We start from the raw sequence: 17,599 nt of genomic DNA on the forward strand, positions 1-17,599 counted from the left end.
TATGGCTGACAGGAAGATGGCCAAGGCGTCCTTCAAGTACACGCTCTCGGAAAGAGAGTGTCTCTTGCGGCGGTGCCGATGGCAGAGGGAGGGGATGCCCTCTGTCGCTGACAGCCAGTCGCTGGGGTGCGACGGCACGAAATGTCGCGATCGCTCCCGCTCGCGTTTACCTGCCCAGCCTTGAAGGCAAGCTGCTTGCCGGTGCGGGCTTGCTGAGCAGCTTCTGGATCGCGCAAACAGCAGAAAACAGGGTCTGACAAACAGACTCGCAGGCAAGGTGTATGATGGCTGAAATAGACGCCGTAATTCCCGGAATGATCAGCGAGCCGATATCGGATTGGGCAGCGCGGAGTACCGGAAGTCCTCCCGGGGTTTCTTTTGAGTTTTTTCCGCCCAAGACCGGTCAGGCTACTGAAAATCTCATCGACGTCGCTATGAGGCTTGCCCGCTACACGCCGGAATTCATGTCCATGACCTATGGCGCTGGCGGCGCGGCTCAGGAGCGCACCCGTGTTGTTGCGTCAGCGCTGCAGGCGCGGGTTGCCACGCCCATTGCCGCGCATCTGACCTGTGTCGGGGCAGCGCGCCGCGAGGTTGACGCGGTTGCCGAGGCGCTCTGGCAGGACGGCATACGTTCCATCGTGGCGCTGCGTGGCGACGTACCTGATGGAGGTGCCTATATCCCTCACGACGAGGGGTATCGAGATGCAGCAGAACTGGTGGCGGGGTTGCAGCAGGCGCATGATTTCGAGATTTCGGTTGCGGCCTATCCGGAGCCTCATCCCGACAGCCGGGGCGAAAAAGAGGATCTCGCTTATCTGCGTCGGAAATGGGAAGCTGGCGCGACACGTGCCCTGACGCAGTTCTTCTTCGAGCCGGAGCCCTTTCTGCGTCTGCGCGACCGTGTTGCTGCAGCGGGTATCGGTATTGACCTCGTGCCCGGTATTTTGCCTGTTGGGACTATGGCCCAGACGCGCAAATTTGCCACGCAATGCGGCACGACCCTGCCGCCCTGGCTTGAGAGCCGCTTTGTCGGGCTCGATAAAGACCCCGTGACGACAGGGATGGTCAGCACGGCGCTTGCCGCTTCACTGTGTTTCGAACTTCAACGCGAAGGGGTGGCCGATTTTCATTTCTATACCCTCAACCGTGCCGAACCGAGCATCGCGCTCTGCGCGCTTCTGGGGCGGGTTCCGGTTGCAGTGGAAGAGGCGCATGCCTGAAATGTCATCGACGCGTGGCAGAGTGCTCATTATGCAAATTCAAGGCAGGAGATCGTGATCATGACCCCCATTTCAACGCGCGCTACCAGTGTCGGGGCCTTGCTGATGGTTTGTCTTGCCCTTGCCGGGTGTGGGGGAAAGCCTCCCAGACAGGAGCGAACGGGTATGGCCAATCCGGCATCGGTCTATTGCAAGGAGCAGGGTGGCAAGCTTGAGATCAGACATGAGAAAGAGGGAGAGGTCGGTTATTGTCACCTCCCTTATGGGCGTATTGTCGAAGAATGGGTGTTGTGGCGGGCCGGTCATCACGCGGCGCATGCGCCTGTGCCATGAAGTCTGCCGCTCCAGACCGTCATATGGCGGTCTGGCGGGTGAAGTGCCGAGGATGTGAAGAGCGGCGTTGAACAGCAGCGCGCGGCAATCGTTAAAGATGTGGGGGCAGGCGCTCCCGCGCCGTGAATGTTTTAGCTTCCGGGCTTTCCAAGCTTGGAAGCAGTCAATCGCCTAGGCCCGCTCCGGTGTCTGGGCCATGTGACAGAGGCGTTCCGGCAGGTTTTTTTGACGTTATGAGGGAATGAATGCCCGCCCCCAACTTGCCCGGCCATCTGGTTACCACCCCGCAGATTTCTGTACGCGGTGTCATTTTCGATATGGATGGACTGCTTCTCGACAGTGAGACACTGGCGATGGAGGCCCTGATCTGTGCCGGGCGCGATCTCGGTTACGATCTGACACTCGCTTTCTGCAAGCGCATGATCGGGGTGCCTGAGGATGGTTGTGCCGCTCTGTTGCGTGACACCTTTGGAGAGGCCTTTCCGTCAGAGCGGTTTTTTGCCTTGCAGGCGGAGCATCTGCGCCGGTTCATCAGTGACGGACGCCTCGCGGTCAAGCCTGGCGTCGTTGCACTGCTCGATCTTCTGGATGCGCGGCATATTCCCCGGGCTATCGCCACGTCTTCAGGGCGCGACCGCACTGAAGACCAGTTGCGTCGCGTTGCGCTTATCGATCGGTTTGACGCTATCGTAAGCCGTGATGATGTCACACGTGGCAAGCCTGCGCCCGACCCCTATCTCGTCGCGGCCTCGCGCATCGGTGTAGCTCCCGAGCTCTGCCTGGCTCTGGAAGATTCGACGAATGGCGCTCACGCCGCTCTTGCGGCGGGGATGCGCGTCATTGTGGTGCCCGATATGATTGAGCCAACCGATGAGATAAGGGAAAAAGCCTTGGCAATCGTAAGTGATCTCTCTGTCGTGCAGGACTATCTCATGCGCTACGCCCGCTGACGCATCGGGCGAGATCCCTGATCTTTTTCTGCAGTGCACCAGCGCCGATTATCCGGAGCAGTTTCGCGCCGCGGAATGAGCGCTTCAGCTGAGGCCAATCACTGCAATTCGCGGCATCTGCCCAGCGTCGCCCCTCTTATCGTTCCGCCGATGCAGGGCAAACCTATTAAGGCGGCATGACAAAGTACGACAAAAATTTCACCTGATCGTTGCGAAACTGCAAAGCTGAGCGAGCGCTTTTCTAGCAATGTCGGTGTTACGGCGAACACTTGAAGAGCGACCGCGTGGTTGCTTGAACTGGCAGATTTGCGACGAATAAAAATCGACGGTCATCTGTGTATCGATGTATAAATACAGTAGATACAAATAAAAAATAGAATTATGCCTAATTTACGATTTCATAAAAAAGTAACAAATGAAAAGTCAGTATCACAACAAGTGTGGTGCGTCTGAATGCGCTTGGCAACCGCCTCAAATGACAGGAAAAATTTCTAAAAAATTCATATTTTCGACATTGTTTGACATTTTTTCCTTGAATTATGCTTTCTGGTGACTATCTTAAGGTCATACACACGATTTCGTGATTGCCCCCAAACCTGAATGCAGGCTGTGTCCGATGACACGCGTGCATGCCTCGAAAAGGACAATGCCATGACCGTAGCCCCCGCCCATGCCACCGATATCCCTGCCGCCATTCGCGAAGACGGCTCCCTGAAGCTCGTCATTTTCGACTGTGACGGTGTGCTTGTTGATGGTGAGCATCTCTCAACCGCCAAGATGGCCGAAGAAGCCCGTCACCATGGCTGGGATCTCTCGAATGAAGAGGCCCACAAGATTTTCACCGGCGGTGAACTGGTCAAGATCGGTGAACGCATCGGTCGTGAGACCGGCAAGGAAATGCCCGCAGACTGGGACATGATGATGCAGGACCGCATCGTCAAAATGATGGAGACAGAGGCCGAAACCATCGATGGCGCGCATGAAATGCTGCAGAGCGTTCATGATCTCGGCTTGCCCATCCGCATTGGCTCCAACTCCTCGGGTGCTGAGATGGAGGCCAAGTTCTCCAGCACGGGTCTCGATGAATTGCTTGAGGAAGAGCGTATCCATTCGGGTCGTGACCTCGATATGCCTAAGCCCCGCCCGGATCTCTATCTCCATGCTGCCGAGCTCGAAGGCGTTGGCCCCGAGCATTGCATCGTGCTGGAAGATTCAGACACAGGCGCCGAAGCGGCCCGTCGTGCTGGCATGGCCTGCGTACTGCTGCGCGATCTGGACAAGCCTGCCCCGAGCTGGCCGGGCCTGCTGCGTATTGGTCATCTTTCGGAGTTCCCGCAGATCCTCCGTCAGATCCTTGACGCACAGACCAGCGATCGTCCCATCGCCGCCTGAGCCCTTACTGGATAGTCTCTGGAAAAGCCGCCCGCCTTGGGCGGCTTTTTTTATGGGGGCCTTACTCCGTCTGGAAACATCGGTGCCGTTACGAGCGTTCGCGCCATACACAGCAAGGATCTGGCTCATGTCGGCAAAAGACTTCAAAAAAGGTGACGATGTCACCTGGAAGACCAGCAATGGCGAAACCGAAGGTCATGTGGTCAAAACAGTGACCAAGCCCATGAAGATCAAGAAGAACGAGATCAAGGCATCGAAAGATGATCCCAAAATTCTCGTCGAGAGCGACAAGACGGGCGCCAAGGCGGCACACAAGCCGGAGACACTGCACAAGAAATGAAGATCTCTCATCTTTCCCTCCGTCACGGGCGTAAGCTACTGGCCGCAGGGCTTCTGGCCACATTGTCGTCGGGTGTGGCGCAGGCGCAGGTCGCGTCGGTGCAATGCGACAACCAGAAATTCCTCTCCGATCAGGCGGGATTTCTGCAAACCGGGCCGACACGCGTTGACCTTCCTGAGCATGTTTGTGGCGAGGTGGTTTCTGTGACGCAGAGATCGCGCCGTACGCGAAGCGGGGTGCATGGCTATTTCGTCATGCAGGTGGCGCCAGGCCGTCAGATACGCATCGTGTCTGATCTTGATCGCATGCAGGCGCCAGACTGGCCTTGGGTCAGGCCGGGTGACCCGGTTGAAGTTGTCGGGCGCTACTATTTCGATTCAGCCCGTAGTCAGGGCATCGACTGGACTCATCATGGAACAGGGCGACATTGGGCGAGCCCCGGCTATGTTCAGGTCAATGGAAAGCGATACGAATAAAAAAAGCGGTGGGTTTCCCCACTGCTTTTTTATTGAGGTCCGGGTTATCGGGTCTCAATTATTGCTGGCTGCTTCCGACCGCTCATCGGAATCCTCTTCGCCTGTCTTGCTCGCTGCGGGCGTGGCCTCGAGGAACTCGAAATTGAGCGCATTGTCCTTCAAGCCAATACGCACCGCGCCACCATTGACCAGCGCACCGAAGAGCAACTCTTCTGCAAGAGGCTTCTTGATATTGTCCTGAATGACACGTCCAAGCGGTCTGGCGCCATAGTGACGGTCATAACCACGTTCAGCCAGCCACTCCTTGGCCGCAGAGGTGATTTCAATCGTGACGTGGCGGTCAGCAAGCTGCGCCTCAAGCTGCAGCACGAACTTCTCCACTACGCGTCCGACAGTCTCGGGGGTGAGATTGGCAAACGGGATGATCGCATCCAGACGATTGCGGAACTCGGGGGTGAAGAGCCGCTTGATGGCGTCCTCGTCCTCACCCACGCGATCGGTACGTCCGAACCCAACGGCCTCCTTGCTCAGATCGGCAGCGCCTGCATTGGTCGTCATGATCAGGATGACATTGCGGAAATCGATTGTCTTGCCGTTGTGATCGGTCAGACGGCCATGATCCATGACCTGCAGCAGGATATTATAGAGTTCGGAATGCGCCTTTTCGATCTCGTCGAGCAGCAGCACGGCATGAGGGTGCTGGTCGATGGCATCTGTCAGCAGGCCACCCTGATCGAAGCCTACATAGCCTGGTGGCGCGCCGATCAGGCGGGAAATGGAGTGGCGCTCCATATATTCCGACATATCGAAACGGATCAGTTCGATGCCAAGTGACGACGCGAGCTGCTTGGCAACCTCCGTCTTGCCGACACCGGTCGGGCCGGAGAACAGGTAATTGCCGATCGGCTTCTCGGGATCACGCAGACCGGCGCGCGCCAGCTTGATGGCCGAGGTGAGGACCTCGATGGCGCGATCCTGACCGAACACCATGTTCTTGAGGTCGCGCGAGAGCAGGCGCAGCGTCTCGCGGTCATCGGTCGAGACCGATTTGGGCGGGATGCGCGCAATCTTGGCCACGATTTCTTCGATGTCCTTGAGCGTGACTGTCTTGCGACGCTTGCTCTCGGGCAGAAGCATACGTGAAGCGCCAGCCTCATCGATGATATCGATCGCCTTGTCCGGCAGCTTGCGGTCATGCATGTATTTTGCCGAAAGCTCGACCGCCGCCTTGAGGGCATCATCGGTGTAACGCACCTTGTGATGGCGCTCGTAATTGCCCTTCAGCCCGCGCAGGATCTTGATGGTGTCGCTGATCGAGGGCTCCGGCACATCGATTTTCTGGAAGCGACGCACAAGGGCGCGATCCTTCTCGAAATGCTGGCGATATTCCTTGTAGGTGGTCGACCCGATGCAACGCAGCGTGCCAGCGGCGAGGGCAGGCTTGAGCAGGTTCGAGGCGTCCATTGCCCCGCCCGATGTCGCGCCCGCGCCGATAACCGTGTGGATCTCGTCGATGAAGAGAATGCCGCCCGGTGTCTGGTCCAGTTCGGTGACCACTGCCTTGAGGCGTTCTTCGAAATCGCCACGATAGCGCGTGCCAGCCAGCAGCGCGCCCATGTCGAGTGAGAAGATCGTCGCATCCAGCAGGACTTCAGGCACGTCACCTTCGACAATGCGCTTGGCCAGGCCTTCGGCAATGGCCGTCTTGCCGACACCCGGATCACCTACATAAAGCGGGTTGTTCTTGGTGCGGCGGCACAGGATCTGAATGGTACGTTCGACCTCATTGTCGCGCCCGATCAGCGGATCGATCTTGCCGTCTTCAGCGCGCTTGTTGAGGTCGACGCAATAGGCGGCCAGCGCTTCCTGCGGCTTGGCGGCTTTGCCCTGTTTTTCTTCCCGCTCGCCCTCTTCCTTGTCACGCGACCCGGTGGGGGTGCGACGGCTCGACTTATCGGGGGCCTTGGCAATGCCATGCGAGATGAAATTGACAGCATCGAGACGCGTCATGTCCTGCAGCTGCAGGAAATACACGGCATGGCTCTCGCGCTCGGCAAAAAGGGCCACCAGCACATTGGCGCCGGTTACCTCATCACGACCGGTCGATTGCACATGAATGGCCGCGCGCTGGATCACACGCTGGAAAGCGGCAGTGGGTTTGGGCTCGGTCGGGCGCTCGGAGGCAAGGCCCGCAAGGTCCTTGTCGAGGAATTCCGTGAGGTCGGTGCGCAGCTTTTCGAGGTCGATACCGCAGGCCTTGAAGACAGTTACCGAGTCGGTGTCTTCGGTCAGGGCCAGAAGAAGATGTTCGAGGGTCGCATATTCATGTCGCCGTTCTCCGGCGAGGGTGAGGGCGCGATGGAGCGTCTGTTCGAGCATACGAGACAACATGGGGGCGCTCCTTTGGGTCAGGCGTGACGGGCCAACAGGACTGGATGTAGGCTTATCTTGGTTTAGAAAAAGAATACTCTCTATGTGGTTTCAGGGACTGATGGCCGACAAGGGGCGCGATCAGGCCTTTTCGATCATACATTGCAGCGGGTGCTGGTTCTGCCGGGCGAGATCCATCACCTGTGTCACCTTGCTCTCGGCCACTTCGAAGGTGAAGACACCGCAGATGCCGACGCCCTTCTTGTGAACATTGAGCATGATATTCGTCGCTTCTTCGCGCGATTTGGAAAAAAAGCGTTCCAGAACGTGCACAACGAATTCCATCGGTGTGTAATCGTCATTCAGCATCAAAACCTTGTACATCGCCGGACGGCGTGTCTCGGGTCGTGCCTGGATGACGACGCTGATATGCGATTCGTCGTTGCCGCCATCCTTGCTGGGCGGCTCATCCGGGGTGGAGGCGCAGACAAGCGCAGGCGCGCCGGAAGTAAAGCCGGGCGAGATAAAGGTCTCGGTGGTCGTGGCGCGGTAGTGCATGGTCAGGAGCATATGGGATGAAAACGTCGATCGCAAAGATCTAACGCGGAACAAACCGCCAGATTTCCGCTGAAGGCGCCGTTTACCTTATTTTTCCCGCAATTGGCGCAGATGATCGTGGACGACAGGAAAGGCGTCTGTCTATGATGGGAAAACCGCCAGTGAACCGGGGGCACAAGTGACCTACTGCATGCAATCCGCAAAGAAGAAACGCCTCCAGAAGGCTGAGAATGCGGGTAAGACGCGCAAATGGGTTGTGTTCACGCGCACGGCGCTGGGCATGTGCCTGAGCGCTGGTGTGGTTGCCGTGCCGAAAGTGGCGCACGCCCAGTATGCCGGTCACATCAGTTCCTATGTCGTCGACGTCAATAGCGGTGCCGTGCTGTCGCAGGTCGATCCCGATCTCCAGCGCTATCCGGCGTCGCTGACCAAGCTCATGACGCTCTATATGGCGTTTCGTGCCCTGAAGGCTGGCGAAATCACGCCTGACACCACGGTGCCCGTCTCGATCCATGCCTCGACCCAGGCACCGTCGAAGCTCGGTCTTGTGCCTGGTACGCGTTTTGTGGTGCAGCAGGCGATTCTCGGGCTCGTCACGAAATCGGCCAACGATGCTGCCTGCGCTCTGGGCGAACTGCTTGGTGGCGGCGATGAAGTGCGTTTTGCCAATATGATGACGCAGCAGGCGCGCGCGCTCGGCATGTCCAACACGACGTTCCGTAATGCGTCAGGCCTGCCTGACCCCGATCAGGTGACGACGGCCCGCGACCTGTCGATGCTCGCACAGCATCTCGTTCAGGATTTTCCCGAATATTACCATTACTTCTCGACGCCGATGTTCGCTTTTCACGGGCGCATGATCCCCAACCATAATCCCATGCTCAAGACCTATGCAGGGGCAGATGGCATGAAGACGGGATATACGGATCTGGCAGGTCATAACCTCATCACCTCGGCCCAGCGCAGCAATGTCCGTCTGGTAGGCGTGGTGCTGGGTGCGCGCTCCAATCCGCAGCGCAACGCCATGATGGCCAATATTCTCGATCAGGGTTTCGCATCTGAAGGCGTGGCACCCATGGCGCCGTTGCATCAGCCCACAGTGCTGGCGCGCAATGTGCGTCGCCGTGGTCATGCCTCGGGTGGGTCGAGCGCCGTCTTCGAGGTGGCCGAGGCGCCGACGGGTCCGCGCCGCTACCAGCCGGTTGCGCATGGTGCCAGGCATCACACTGTCGCCAGCGCCAATGTGCGCATGGCGACCTCACGCCATGTCGTTGCGACGAAGAAAAAATCCCGTCACCAGAAGGGCTGAACCCGGACGCCGCGAAAAAACGCGGCGTTGATCTTGCCCCTGACGCCTCGGGCGCGCATTTTCTCTGAATTCTTTGCAAGATGACAGAATTCAGCAGGAGGTGAAATCAGCGCATGGACAGTATGGAGTCGTATCATGGGGTTCCCATCCACACCGAGGAAGATTTTGTCGGTCTGAGAAAGGCGGGGCAGCTGGCAGCTGCGACGCTCGACATGATCACGCCCTATGTGGTGCCGGGTGCCAAGACCGACGATCTCAACCGGCTGATTCATGAGTACACGCTCGATCACGGTGCGATTCCGGCGCCGCTGAACTATCGCGGCTTTCCCAAATCCTGCTGCATCTCGATCAATCACGTTGTCTGTCACGGCATTCCTGGTGAACGCCTTCTGAAGGATGGTGATATCGTTAATATCGACGTCACCTCGATTCTTGATGGCTGGTATGGTGACACGTCACGCATGTATCTGGTCGGGGCTGTGCCGCGTAAGGCTGTCAACCTCGTCGATGCGACCTACAAGGCGCTGATGCTCGGTATTGCCGAAGTCGCCCCGGGCAAGACGCTGGGTGATGTCGGCCATGCCATACAGAGCTTTGCCGAAGGGCTGCGTCTCTCGGTCGTGCGCGATTTCTGCGGCCATGGCATCGGACGCGAATTTCACGCAGAACCGCAGGTCGTTCATTACGGCAAGCCCGGCAAGGGGCTGAAACTGCAGGAAGGTATGGTCTTTACCATCGAGCCCATGCTCAATCTCGGCAAGGAAGGTACAAAGACGCTTGAGGATGGCTGGACAGCTGTTACGCGTGACCGCTCCCTTTCAGCGCAGTTCGAGCACATGCTTGCCGTCACACGCGATGGATGCGAGATTTTCACACTTTCACCCGCTGGTTACACCAAGCCCCCGTACAAGCTGGGCTGAACGGTAAGGAACGATCTACGTGAAGCGTGTCTGCACCCGGACGGCAGCCCTGTCGTTCCTTCTCGCCGGTATTTCCCTGCCGAGCCTGTCCCTCGCAGCTCCGGCTGCGATGCCCTACGATCCGCTGGCCTTCGGGACAGTCAATCCCGAGCTGAAACCGGCCAGGCCGGTCGAGGGGACACGGGGCATGGTGGTGTCGGCGCAGCATCTTGCTTCCGAAGCCGGGCGCCAGATTCTCGCCGCTGGCGGGAACGCAGCTGATGCAGCGGTCGCTGTCGGCTATGCGCTGGCTGTTGTTTACCCGGCTGCGGGTAATATCGGCGGCGGCGGGTTCATGACCCTGCGCCTGCCGGATGGCAAAACGACATTCATCGATTTTCGCGAACATGCGCCGGGCGCAGCGACGCCCACGATGTATCAGGATGCCCAGGGCAAGGTGGACCAGAAGGCGTCGATCGAGGGCTGGCGTGCCATAGGCGTGCCCGGTACCGTTGCAGGGCTAGAGGAAATTCATCACCGATGGGGCAAGCTCAGCCGTGCGAAGGTCATGGCACCGGCGATTGCTCTGGCCGAGAAGGGATTCGTGCTGGGGCAGGGTGATGCCGATCTGCTCCATACCAGCACGGAGGCCTTTCAGAAGGATGCCCATGCGCGTGGCATTTTCTTGCGCCCCGATGGCACCCCGCTCCAGAAAGGCGACCGCCTGGTTCAAAAGGCGCTTGCAAAGACGCTGCGCAGTATCGCGCAATCGGGTGCCGATGTTTTCTACAAGGGCGAGATTGCCCGGCAGATCGTCGCGGCGAGCAAGGAAAGCGGGGGTATTCTGACCCTTGCCGATTTTGCAGCCTATCACCCGCGCGAGTTTGCGCCGATCCATTGCAGCTATCGCGGTTATGACATCGACACGGCGCCCCCTCCGAGCGGTGGTGGGGTCGCGCTTTGCGAGATGCTCGATATCCTCTCCGGCTATGACATGAAGGCTCTTGGCCTACGCAGCGTGGCCGGTGTGCAGCGTCAGGTCGAAGCCATGCGTCATGCCTATTCGGATCGTCGTGACCTAGGCGACCCTGATTTCGTGAAAAATCCGGTCGCCCATCTGATTGACCCGGCTTATGCCGCCGAAATTCGCAAGGGTATTCCCCTCGATCATGCGCTGAATTCTGACGCTCTGGTGGCCGGGGCTGCAATGCCCATGGCGGCGCAGCCCTCCGCAGGCGACACCCATGAAAAGCACGAGACGACGCAGTTTTCTGTCGCCGATCGCTCGGGCTTTGCCATTTCGGCTACCTACACGCTCAATGGCTGGTTCGGTGCCGGTGTGATCGGTGGCGATACGGGCTTCTTCCTCAATGACGAGATGGATGATTTCTCGGCCAAGCCTGGCAGCGCCAACATGTTCGGCATTGTCGGCTCCGAGGCTAATGCCATCGCGCCGGGCAAGACGCCTCTTTCTTCCATGGCGCCCACGATCATCTCTCATGAGGGCAAGCCTTTCATGGTGATCGGCAGTCCCGGCGGGTCGCGCATTCCGACCATCGTGCTGTCGGTTGTGCTCGGGGTGATCGATGGCGGGCTGGATATCCAGCAGGCAGTCGATCTGCCGCGTATTCATGAGCAGTGGAAGCCGGTGGCCATCGAACTGGAGCCGCGTGCGCTCAGTCCTGACGTCATGCAGGCCCTGCAACTCGAAGGCTATTCGCTGTCTCCCCACCGTCCATGGGGTGTTGCAGAGGGTATCCTTTTCGGACGTCCTTCAGTCGCTGCAGCGCAGACCGGCAAGCTTTATGGCGGCTGGGATCGTCGTCATGAGGGTGGCGGCGCGAGCGGGTTGTAAAAAAACCTGCACCTGCCTCTTGCGCAAGAGAGGCAGAATGGTGTTAACCCTGCACCGGGAGGTCGGCCTTGGACGGACGGCTTGCGAACCCGGTCAGGTCCGGAAGGAAGCAGCCGCAGTGAGTTTTGTTCGGGTCATGTGTTCGGCCTCCCACCCTCTGAAGCAGCCGGTCTCGCTTTTCCGCGCATGACCCCTTCAGACGATATCCCCACCCCAGAAGAAATTCCGCTCCCCCCAATGGAAGAGGGCGGTTTTTTCGATGCGCCTCCTGCGCCGACACCGATTCTGACTCCCGAGCCGCAGAAACCGGCAGAGCGAAGCGGGCCCTATCGTGTTCTGGCGCGCAAATATCGCCCCCAGCATTTCGATGATCTGATCGGTCAGGACGCCACGGTACGTATCCTGCGCCGGGCCTTCCAGCTGGGCCGCGTGGCCCATGCCTTCATGCTCACCGGGGTGCGTGGCGTCGGCAAGACCACAACCGCGCGTATCATCGCGCGGGCTCTGAACTGTATTGGCGTGGACGGTCAGGGCGGCCCTACGGCTGATCCATGCGGCGTGTGCGCCAATTGCACCGCCATACTCGCCGATCGCCATCCCGACGTTCTGGAAATGGATGCGGCCTCGCGCACCGGCGTGGACGATATCCGCGAAATCATCGAGGCAACGCGTTTCCGGCCCATGCAGGGGCGTATGAAGGTCTTCATCATCGATGAGGTCCACATGCTCTCGCGCAATGCATTCAATGCGTTGCTGAAGACGCTTGAAGAGCCTCCCGAGCAGGTAACGTTCATTTTTGCGACGACAGAGCTGCGCAAGGTGCCCGTCACCGTGCTGTCGCGCTGTCAGCGTTTCGACCTGCGTCGCGTGCCACAGGAAATGCTGATGCAGCATTTCGCCGGTATTGCAGAAAAGGAATCGGTCGCGTTTGCCGATGAGGCGCTCTCGCTCATTGCGCGTGCTGCCGATGGTTCGGTACGCGACGGCCTCTCCTTGCTCGATCAGGCGATTGCCCAGGGCGAGGGAGAAGGTGCCGCGCGCATCGAAGCGCCCATGGTCAGCGCCATGCTGGGGCTTGCAGACCGCCAGCTTGTCTTTGACCTGTTTGAAGTGCTGATGCAGGGCAAGGCCGATCAGGCGCTTTCGATCAGTGGCCAGGCCTATGCTCAGGGTGCCGATCTCGGCATTCTGCTGACTGATCTGCTCGATCTGATTCATATCATCTCGCGTCTCAAGGCCATCCCGAGCCTTCGCCATAGTCGCGAACTGCCCGAGGCTGAGCGTGATCGTGGCGCGTCTCTTGCCGATCGTCTGCCCAATGCAGAGCTCGGGCGCGCCTGGCAGATCCTGCTCAAGGGCATTCAGGAAGTCGAACAGGCGCCAGACCGGCGTGCGGCAGCCGAGATGGTGCTGATCCGTCTTTGCTATGCCAGCACACTTCCGACTCCCGATCGTCTGGCACGGTTGGTCATGCAGATGCCTGCAGATGGACAGGAGGGCGGCGCCTCTGGCCTGCCCTCAGGCCAGACATCTGACGACGGAGCGGGGCTGACGGCTCGCGGGACGATGGCAGGGCCAGCCGGTGATGGTGGCGATGACCGCCCGCGTGCCGCGCTGCGTCTCGTGGCCAATGGCGGTGTGGCCTATGAAACGCCAGACCTCGCGCCCGCGCCGATCCTGACGCCAGCGCCGCCGCCGCCAGAGAGCGAGCGCGCCGATCCACCGCCGCCGCCTTTGCGCTCGTGGCGTGAGATCGTCGCCTTCGTGGCGCGCGAGTCAGAGGCGATGCTGCACGGTATCCTGCGCCATTCTGCGCATCTGGTGCGCTTTGAGCCACCGCGCGTCGTGCTGCGCATGGCGCGTGGAACGCCGCCGCGCATCGAAACGCGGCTTCAGGCCCTGCTCGAACGCGTTTATCCGGGTCAGTGGCAGATCGAGACCTCGCAGGAAGAAGGCGAGCCGACGCTTGATGAGCAGGGTGCGGAGATTGTGGCTCTGCATCGTGAGGAATTGCATGCTCATCCATTGCTGCGCGCCATTCTCGATGTCTTTCCCGATGCCCGTGTCGGCGAACCCAAGGATCTGTCGCTCGATGAATACGGGTTGCCGCCCGAAGAGCTTGAGGCGCCCGAAAGCTGGGCGACAGAGCCGGTGGCCCCCGATCTGGACTTTGCCCCGATCGATGCCGATCTGATGGATGATGATGACTGGCACGATTTCGGCGGCGGGTCCTCTTTCTAGTCTCAAGGAGCAAACACCATGAAGAATCTCGCAGGGCTGATGAAGCAGGCGTCCCAGATGCAGTCGCGCATGGAAGACGTTCAGAACACACTCAATGCGCTGACGGTTGAGGGCGTTTCGGGTGCGGGTCTGGTCAGTGTCACGCTGAGCGGCAAGGGCGACATGCGCGCGCTCAGGATCGACCCCAAGCTTGCTGACCCGAATGAGGTCGAGATGCTGCAGGATCTGATCATCGCCGCCTTTGCCGATGCACGCACCAAGGTCGAAGCGGCCAATGCGGAAGAAATGCGCAAGGTCACCGGCGGCATCGACCTGCCTGCCGGTCTGAAATTCCCGTTCTGATCAACCCCACAGGGAGCGCAGGGTCATGATGGGTGGTGGCGATGTTGAAAGGCTGATCCAGCTGTTATCGCGCCTGCCTGGTCTCGGGCCGCGTTCCGCAAGGCGGGCCGCGCTGGTGCTGCTGCGCTCACCCCAGACAAGGCTGCTCCCGCTTGCTCAGGCCATGGAAGCGGCTGCGCATTCAGTGCGAAGCTGCCATATCTGTGGCACGCTCGATAGCAGTGACCCCTGCAGTATCTGCGCCGATCCGTCGCGCGATCACGGATTGATTTGTGTGGTCGAGACGGTGGGCGATCTCTGGGCGCTGGAACGCTCGCGTCTGCATCCCGGGACGTATCAGGTGCTTGGCGGCGTGCTTTCCGCGCTCTCGGGCACGGGGCCGGAAGATCTCAATACGGCCTCTCTTCTGTCGCGTGTGGCTTCCGGTGAGGTGCGCGAGGTCATTCTGGCGCTCGGGGCAACAGTGGAAGGCGCCAGTACAGCCCATTGGTTGCAGGAAAAGCTCTCTGCTCACAAGGTTGCTGTGACACGCGTTGGTCACGGTGTGCCCATCGGTGGCGCGCTGGATGTGCTCGATGACGGCACGCTTGCAGCGGCTCTTTCAGCAAGGCGGCCTGCGCAATGAAACATGTCGCACCACGCGCCGATATTGCGCCCTTGATCCCGCGGGCCGCTCTGGTGACGGGAGGCGTCAGGCGTATTGGCAGGGCACTCGTCGAGGCTCTGGCGCAGGAGGGCTTCGCCATCGCGCTTCATTGTCGCAGTCATGCCGATGAAGCGCGTGCGCTTCTGGCGACGCTCGACGTCACGGGCTGTGTGCTCGAAGCCGATCTTTCGAAAGAGGCCGACGTCGCCTCGCTGATGAGTGACGCTACAAAGGCTCTCGGGCCGATTGGTGTGCTGATCAACAATGCGTCGGTTTTCGAACGTGACGAATGGCATGATGCGACCCGTGAGTCGTGGGATCGGCACATGGAGACCAATCTGCGGGCGCCTTTTGTGCTGATGCAGGATTTCGCCCGCGCTCTGCCCGAGACGGCCCAGGGCATGGTGCTCAATCTTCTCGATCAGCGTGTCTGGAATCTGACGCCGCACTTCGTCAGCTATACGCTCTCGAAAGCAGGGCTCTGGACTCTGACCCAGAGCATGGCGCTCGCGCTTGCGCCGCGTATTCGTGTCAATGCGATCGGCCCGGGCCCCGTCCTGCCGGCTATCGGGCAGAGTGATGAGCATTTTGCCCGAATGCGTCAGAATGCGCCTCTGCAAACGGGTGCCGATCCGCAAGAAATTGTCACGGCCATGACCGCTTTACTGCGCATGCCATCAGTAACCGGGCAGATGATTGCGCTGGATGGCGGTCAGCATCTACAGTGGCGCGCTTGATATAAAAGGTGGACCCGGCGAGATGACCTCATTTCAGTGTCGTATGACCAATGGTGAGCGTGTCATCTGCACGATTTCCAAGGTTGTTACAGAGCATCAGACAGTGCTTTGTCTCGATTCTGAAAACCTGACCTTGTCGCACCGTGCGCCTCAGGACGCATCGCGTCAGACATTGGCCATGAGATGGTCCTGCGCGCCTGGTCTGCTATTGCTTGTGACCGCCAATGGCGAGTGGCCTGAGGCGGGCTCTGCATTCCAGCGCGGTGGCTGGACACCGGAATTTGCCTTGCTTTCCGCCATCAGGCAGCAGGGCGAGAAGATGGCCCTCAAAGGTTTCGGGCACCCCAATTTCCTCACGGCGGAAATCGATACCGGGCGTATTTTTACGGATCGCACGGCCGTTTCCGACTGGGAGCGCTTCACTCTCGTGCCTGTGGAACTGCCCGCAAACGCGCGATGGGATGATTTTGCGACGCAGTTTGCGGCCATCTTGCAGGGGAGGAAGAGTTCCGAGCAGCTCCTTGATGCGCTTCTCGAGTGTCCACCGTCATTTCACCCGGCTCTTCTCGATCTGCTGGGCGATCTTCTGACCGCCGAGGCGCTCCAGGCATTTGCGACGCTCTTCGTTTCTGACCTGACGCGGCAGGACAATCCGATTACGCAGAAATGCGCGCGGCTGCTTTTTTCCCTGCCGACGGCCAAATGGCTCGCAGAGGGTTTCGGCCGCCTTAACGACTTCCGACAAGGCCGTCGTCTGGCCATGCAGCGCGCCGATGCCTCCTTTGATTTCATGGGTTTCAAGGAGAATATGCGCGGCAAGAGCGTCCATTGCCGAGGAGCAGGATTACTCAGCGCTGCCAGGCGCGCGATCGCACCGACCAGAACACTGGCCCTTCTGGCGACTGCCCGTGATGAGGGGCTCTATCTTCTTGAGTGGATCGCCCATCACCGGCGTATCGGTGTTGAGCAGTTTTTCATCTATACCAATGACCTGACTGATGGCTCCGATGCCATGCTGCGCGCTCTCGCCGCTGCTGGCGAGATTATCTGGATCGACAATAGCGGGGCGGCCCCAGGGCGTATCAACATGCAGGACAAGGCTTATGACCATGCCCTGATGATTTTGCCCGAGATACTCGATTACCGCTGGTGTCTCGTGGTCGATCTCGACGAGGTCGTCCTTCCGGGCGCGGATGTCGATTACTGTCTGCCCCCTCTGCTGGCTGATCGAGAGCGTGAGGGAGCCGAGGCCATTGCAATGTCATGGCGTGTACTGACGCCAAACGGCCATTTGACATGGGCGCCGGGTCTCTCGGCAGAGCGCTTTGTCGAGACAGAGACGCACCCGCTCATCAAAACCGTTTTTCGGACAAATCTTTTTTCCGGTGCGTCAGCCCATCATCCCACGTCTCGTGAGCGTGCGCTCGTATCCTATATGACGATCGACGGCGAGCGTCAGAAGAGTTGCGATCTGACCGATCACGACATCAATTTTGCGGCGAAGCCGACAATCAATGCTTCTATCTGTCATTATCACGTGCGGTCTCTGGAAGAATATGTCTGGAAATTCGCCCGGGGCGAAAATGACAATAGCGGTGTTCTGAAAGACAAGCATTTTCGCTACAACAACCCCGGTATCTTTGACCTTTTCACGACGCGGTTCAGTCTAGATGGCCCCAAGCCTGGGCGTGTATTGGCTGATGATATTCACCGGGGCATGAGACGTCTTCTTGCCATACCGGGGGTCGCTGCGGCTCAGGCTGAAATTGAAAGTCGTTTCCTGTCCCAGTCTGTCGCCTTCGTTGAGCAGAGTGCGCAGATCATGCAGAATGATGACCGGATAGCGGCAGATGTGCGCGAGCGGTGGTGCGCGCTTGTCGATGAATGGCGAGAACTGCGTGGCCATAAGAGAGAAATGATCTGAAGGC

The 17,599-nt window shown here is 59.3% G+C and carries 16 protein-coding genes and 1 other RNA gene; 15 read left to right on the forward strand and 2 right to left on the reverse strand.

Going from position 1 to position 17,599, the window contains the following annotated elements; genetic code table 11:
- Positions 1-314 precede the first annotated feature (314 nt).
- The 6 genes from AAID99_RS01295 (at position 315) to AAID99_RS01320 (ending at position 4,714) form a co-directional block, all read left to right on the forward strand.
- The gene (locus tag AAID99_RS01295) at positions 315-1,223 is read left to right on the forward strand and encodes a methylenetetrahydrofolate reductase (protein WP_188425378.1); all 909 of its coding nucleotides are present in this window, start codon (positions 315-317) and stop codon (positions 1,221-1,223) included.
- Between the two features lie 60 nt (positions 1,224-1,283).
- The gene (locus tag AAID99_RS01300; RefSeq protein ID WP_229719469.1) at positions 1,284-1,556 is read left to right on the forward strand and encodes a putative hemolysin; all 273 of its coding nucleotides are present in this window, start codon (positions 1,284-1,286) and stop codon (positions 1,554-1,556) included.
- 245 nt (positions 1,557-1,801) lie between these two features.
- Positions 1,802-2,506 carry an HAD family hydrolase gene (locus AAID99_RS01305; protein ID WP_188424865.1) on the forward strand — a complete coding sequence of 235 codons (705 nt, stop codon included), beginning with the start codon at positions 1,802-1,804 and terminating at the stop codon, positions 2,504-2,506.
- 651 nt (positions 2,507-3,157) lie between these two features.
- The gene (locus tag AAID99_RS01310) at positions 3,158-3,898 is read left to right on the forward strand and encodes an HAD family hydrolase (RefSeq protein WP_188424867.1); all 741 of its coding nucleotides are present in this window, start codon (positions 3,158-3,160) and stop codon (positions 3,896-3,898) included.
- Positions 3,899-4,025: 127 nt separating this feature from the next.
- Positions 4,026-4,238: a hypervirulence associated TUDOR domain-containing protein gene (locus AAID99_RS01315; protein WP_188424869.1), complete on the forward strand. Its 213-nt coding sequence runs from the start codon at positions 4,026-4,028 to the stop codon at positions 4,236-4,238.
- Positions 4,235-4,714, forward strand: coding sequence for a DUF3465 domain-containing protein (locus tag AAID99_RS01320; RefSeq protein WP_188424871.1), 480 nt, complete (start codon positions 4,235-4,237; stop codon positions 4,712-4,714). Before AAID99_RS01315 ends, AAID99_RS01320 begins: the two co-directional genes overlap by 4 nt.
- 54 nt (positions 4,715-4,768) lie before the next feature.
- On the opposite strand, the gene clpA is transcribed toward AAID99_RS01320, so the two are convergent.
- Both clpA and clpS read right to left on the reverse strand, forming a co-directional pair.
- On the reverse strand, positions 4,769-7,105 hold the full coding sequence (gene clpA, locus AAID99_RS01325; protein ID WP_498492868.1) for an ATP-dependent Clp protease ATP-binding subunit ClpA: 2,337 nt from the start codon (positions 7,103-7,105) through the stop codon (positions 4,769-4,771).
- Positions 7,106-7,225: 120 nt separating this feature from the next.
- Positions 7,226-7,654, reverse strand: coding sequence for an ATP-dependent Clp protease adapter ClpS (clpS, locus tag AAID99_RS01330; RefSeq protein ID WP_498492870.1), 429 nt, complete (start codon positions 7,652-7,654; stop codon positions 7,226-7,228).
- A gap of 268 nt (positions 7,655-7,922) precedes the next feature.
- Here clpS and AAID99_RS01335 point away from each other — a divergent pair, with 268 nt between their 5' ends.
- The 9 genes from AAID99_RS01335 (at position 7,923) to AAID99_RS01375 (ending at position 17,595) form a co-directional block, all read left to right on the forward strand.
- Entirely contained in the window at positions 7,923-8,951 is a 1,029-nt protein-coding gene (locus AAID99_RS01335) for a D-alanyl-D-alanine carboxypeptidase family protein (RefSeq protein ID WP_229719529.1), read from the forward strand.
- A 122-nt stretch (positions 8,952-9,073) separates the two neighbouring features.
- Positions 9,074-9,871 carry a type I methionyl aminopeptidase gene (gene map / locus AAID99_RS01340; protein ID WP_188425381.1) on the forward strand — a complete coding sequence of 266 codons (798 nt, stop codon included), beginning with the start codon at positions 9,074-9,076 and terminating at the stop codon, positions 9,869-9,871.
- A gap of 109 nt (positions 9,872-9,980) precedes the next feature.
- Entirely contained in the window at positions 9,981-11,705 is a 1,725-nt protein-coding gene (ggt, locus tag AAID99_RS01345; protein ID WP_498494236.1) for a gamma-glutamyltransferase, read from the forward strand.
- A gap of 57 nt (positions 11,706-11,762) precedes the next feature.
- Positions 11,763-11,859: signal recognition particle sRNA small type (ffs, locus tag AAID99_RS01350), an RNA gene on the forward strand.
- Positions 11,860-11,891: 32 nt separating this feature from the next.
- A complete protein-coding gene (locus AAID99_RS01355) occupies positions 11,892-13,946 on the forward strand; it encodes a DNA polymerase III subunit gamma/tau (protein WP_188424877.1) in 2,055 nt (684 codons plus the stop codon).
- 18 nt (positions 13,947-13,964) lie between these two features.
- Entirely contained in the window at positions 13,965-14,288 is a 324-nt protein-coding gene (locus AAID99_RS01360) for a YbaB/EbfC family nucleoid-associated protein (RefSeq protein ID WP_188424879.1), read from the forward strand.
- 25 nt (positions 14,289-14,313) lie between these two features.
- A complete protein-coding gene (recR, locus tag AAID99_RS01365) occupies positions 14,314-14,913 on the forward strand; it encodes a recombination mediator RecR (RefSeq protein ID WP_229719471.1) in 600 nt (199 codons plus the stop codon).
- Positions 14,910-15,671: an SDR family oxidoreductase gene (locus AAID99_RS01370; RefSeq protein ID WP_188424881.1), complete on the forward strand. Its 762-nt coding sequence runs from the start codon at positions 14,910-14,912 to the stop codon at positions 15,669-15,671. The genes recR and AAID99_RS01370 overlap by 4 nt, the downstream gene beginning before the upstream one ends.
- 22 nt (positions 15,672-15,693) lie before the next feature.
- Positions 15,694-17,595, forward strand: coding sequence for a glycosyltransferase family 2 protein (locus tag AAID99_RS01375; RefSeq protein WP_188424883.1), 1,902 nt, complete (start codon positions 15,694-15,696; stop codon positions 17,593-17,595).
- The last annotated feature ends 4 nt before the right edge of the window (positions 17,596-17,599 follow it).

The organism is Asaia sp. Ae19-3 (genome assembly GCF_059801175.1).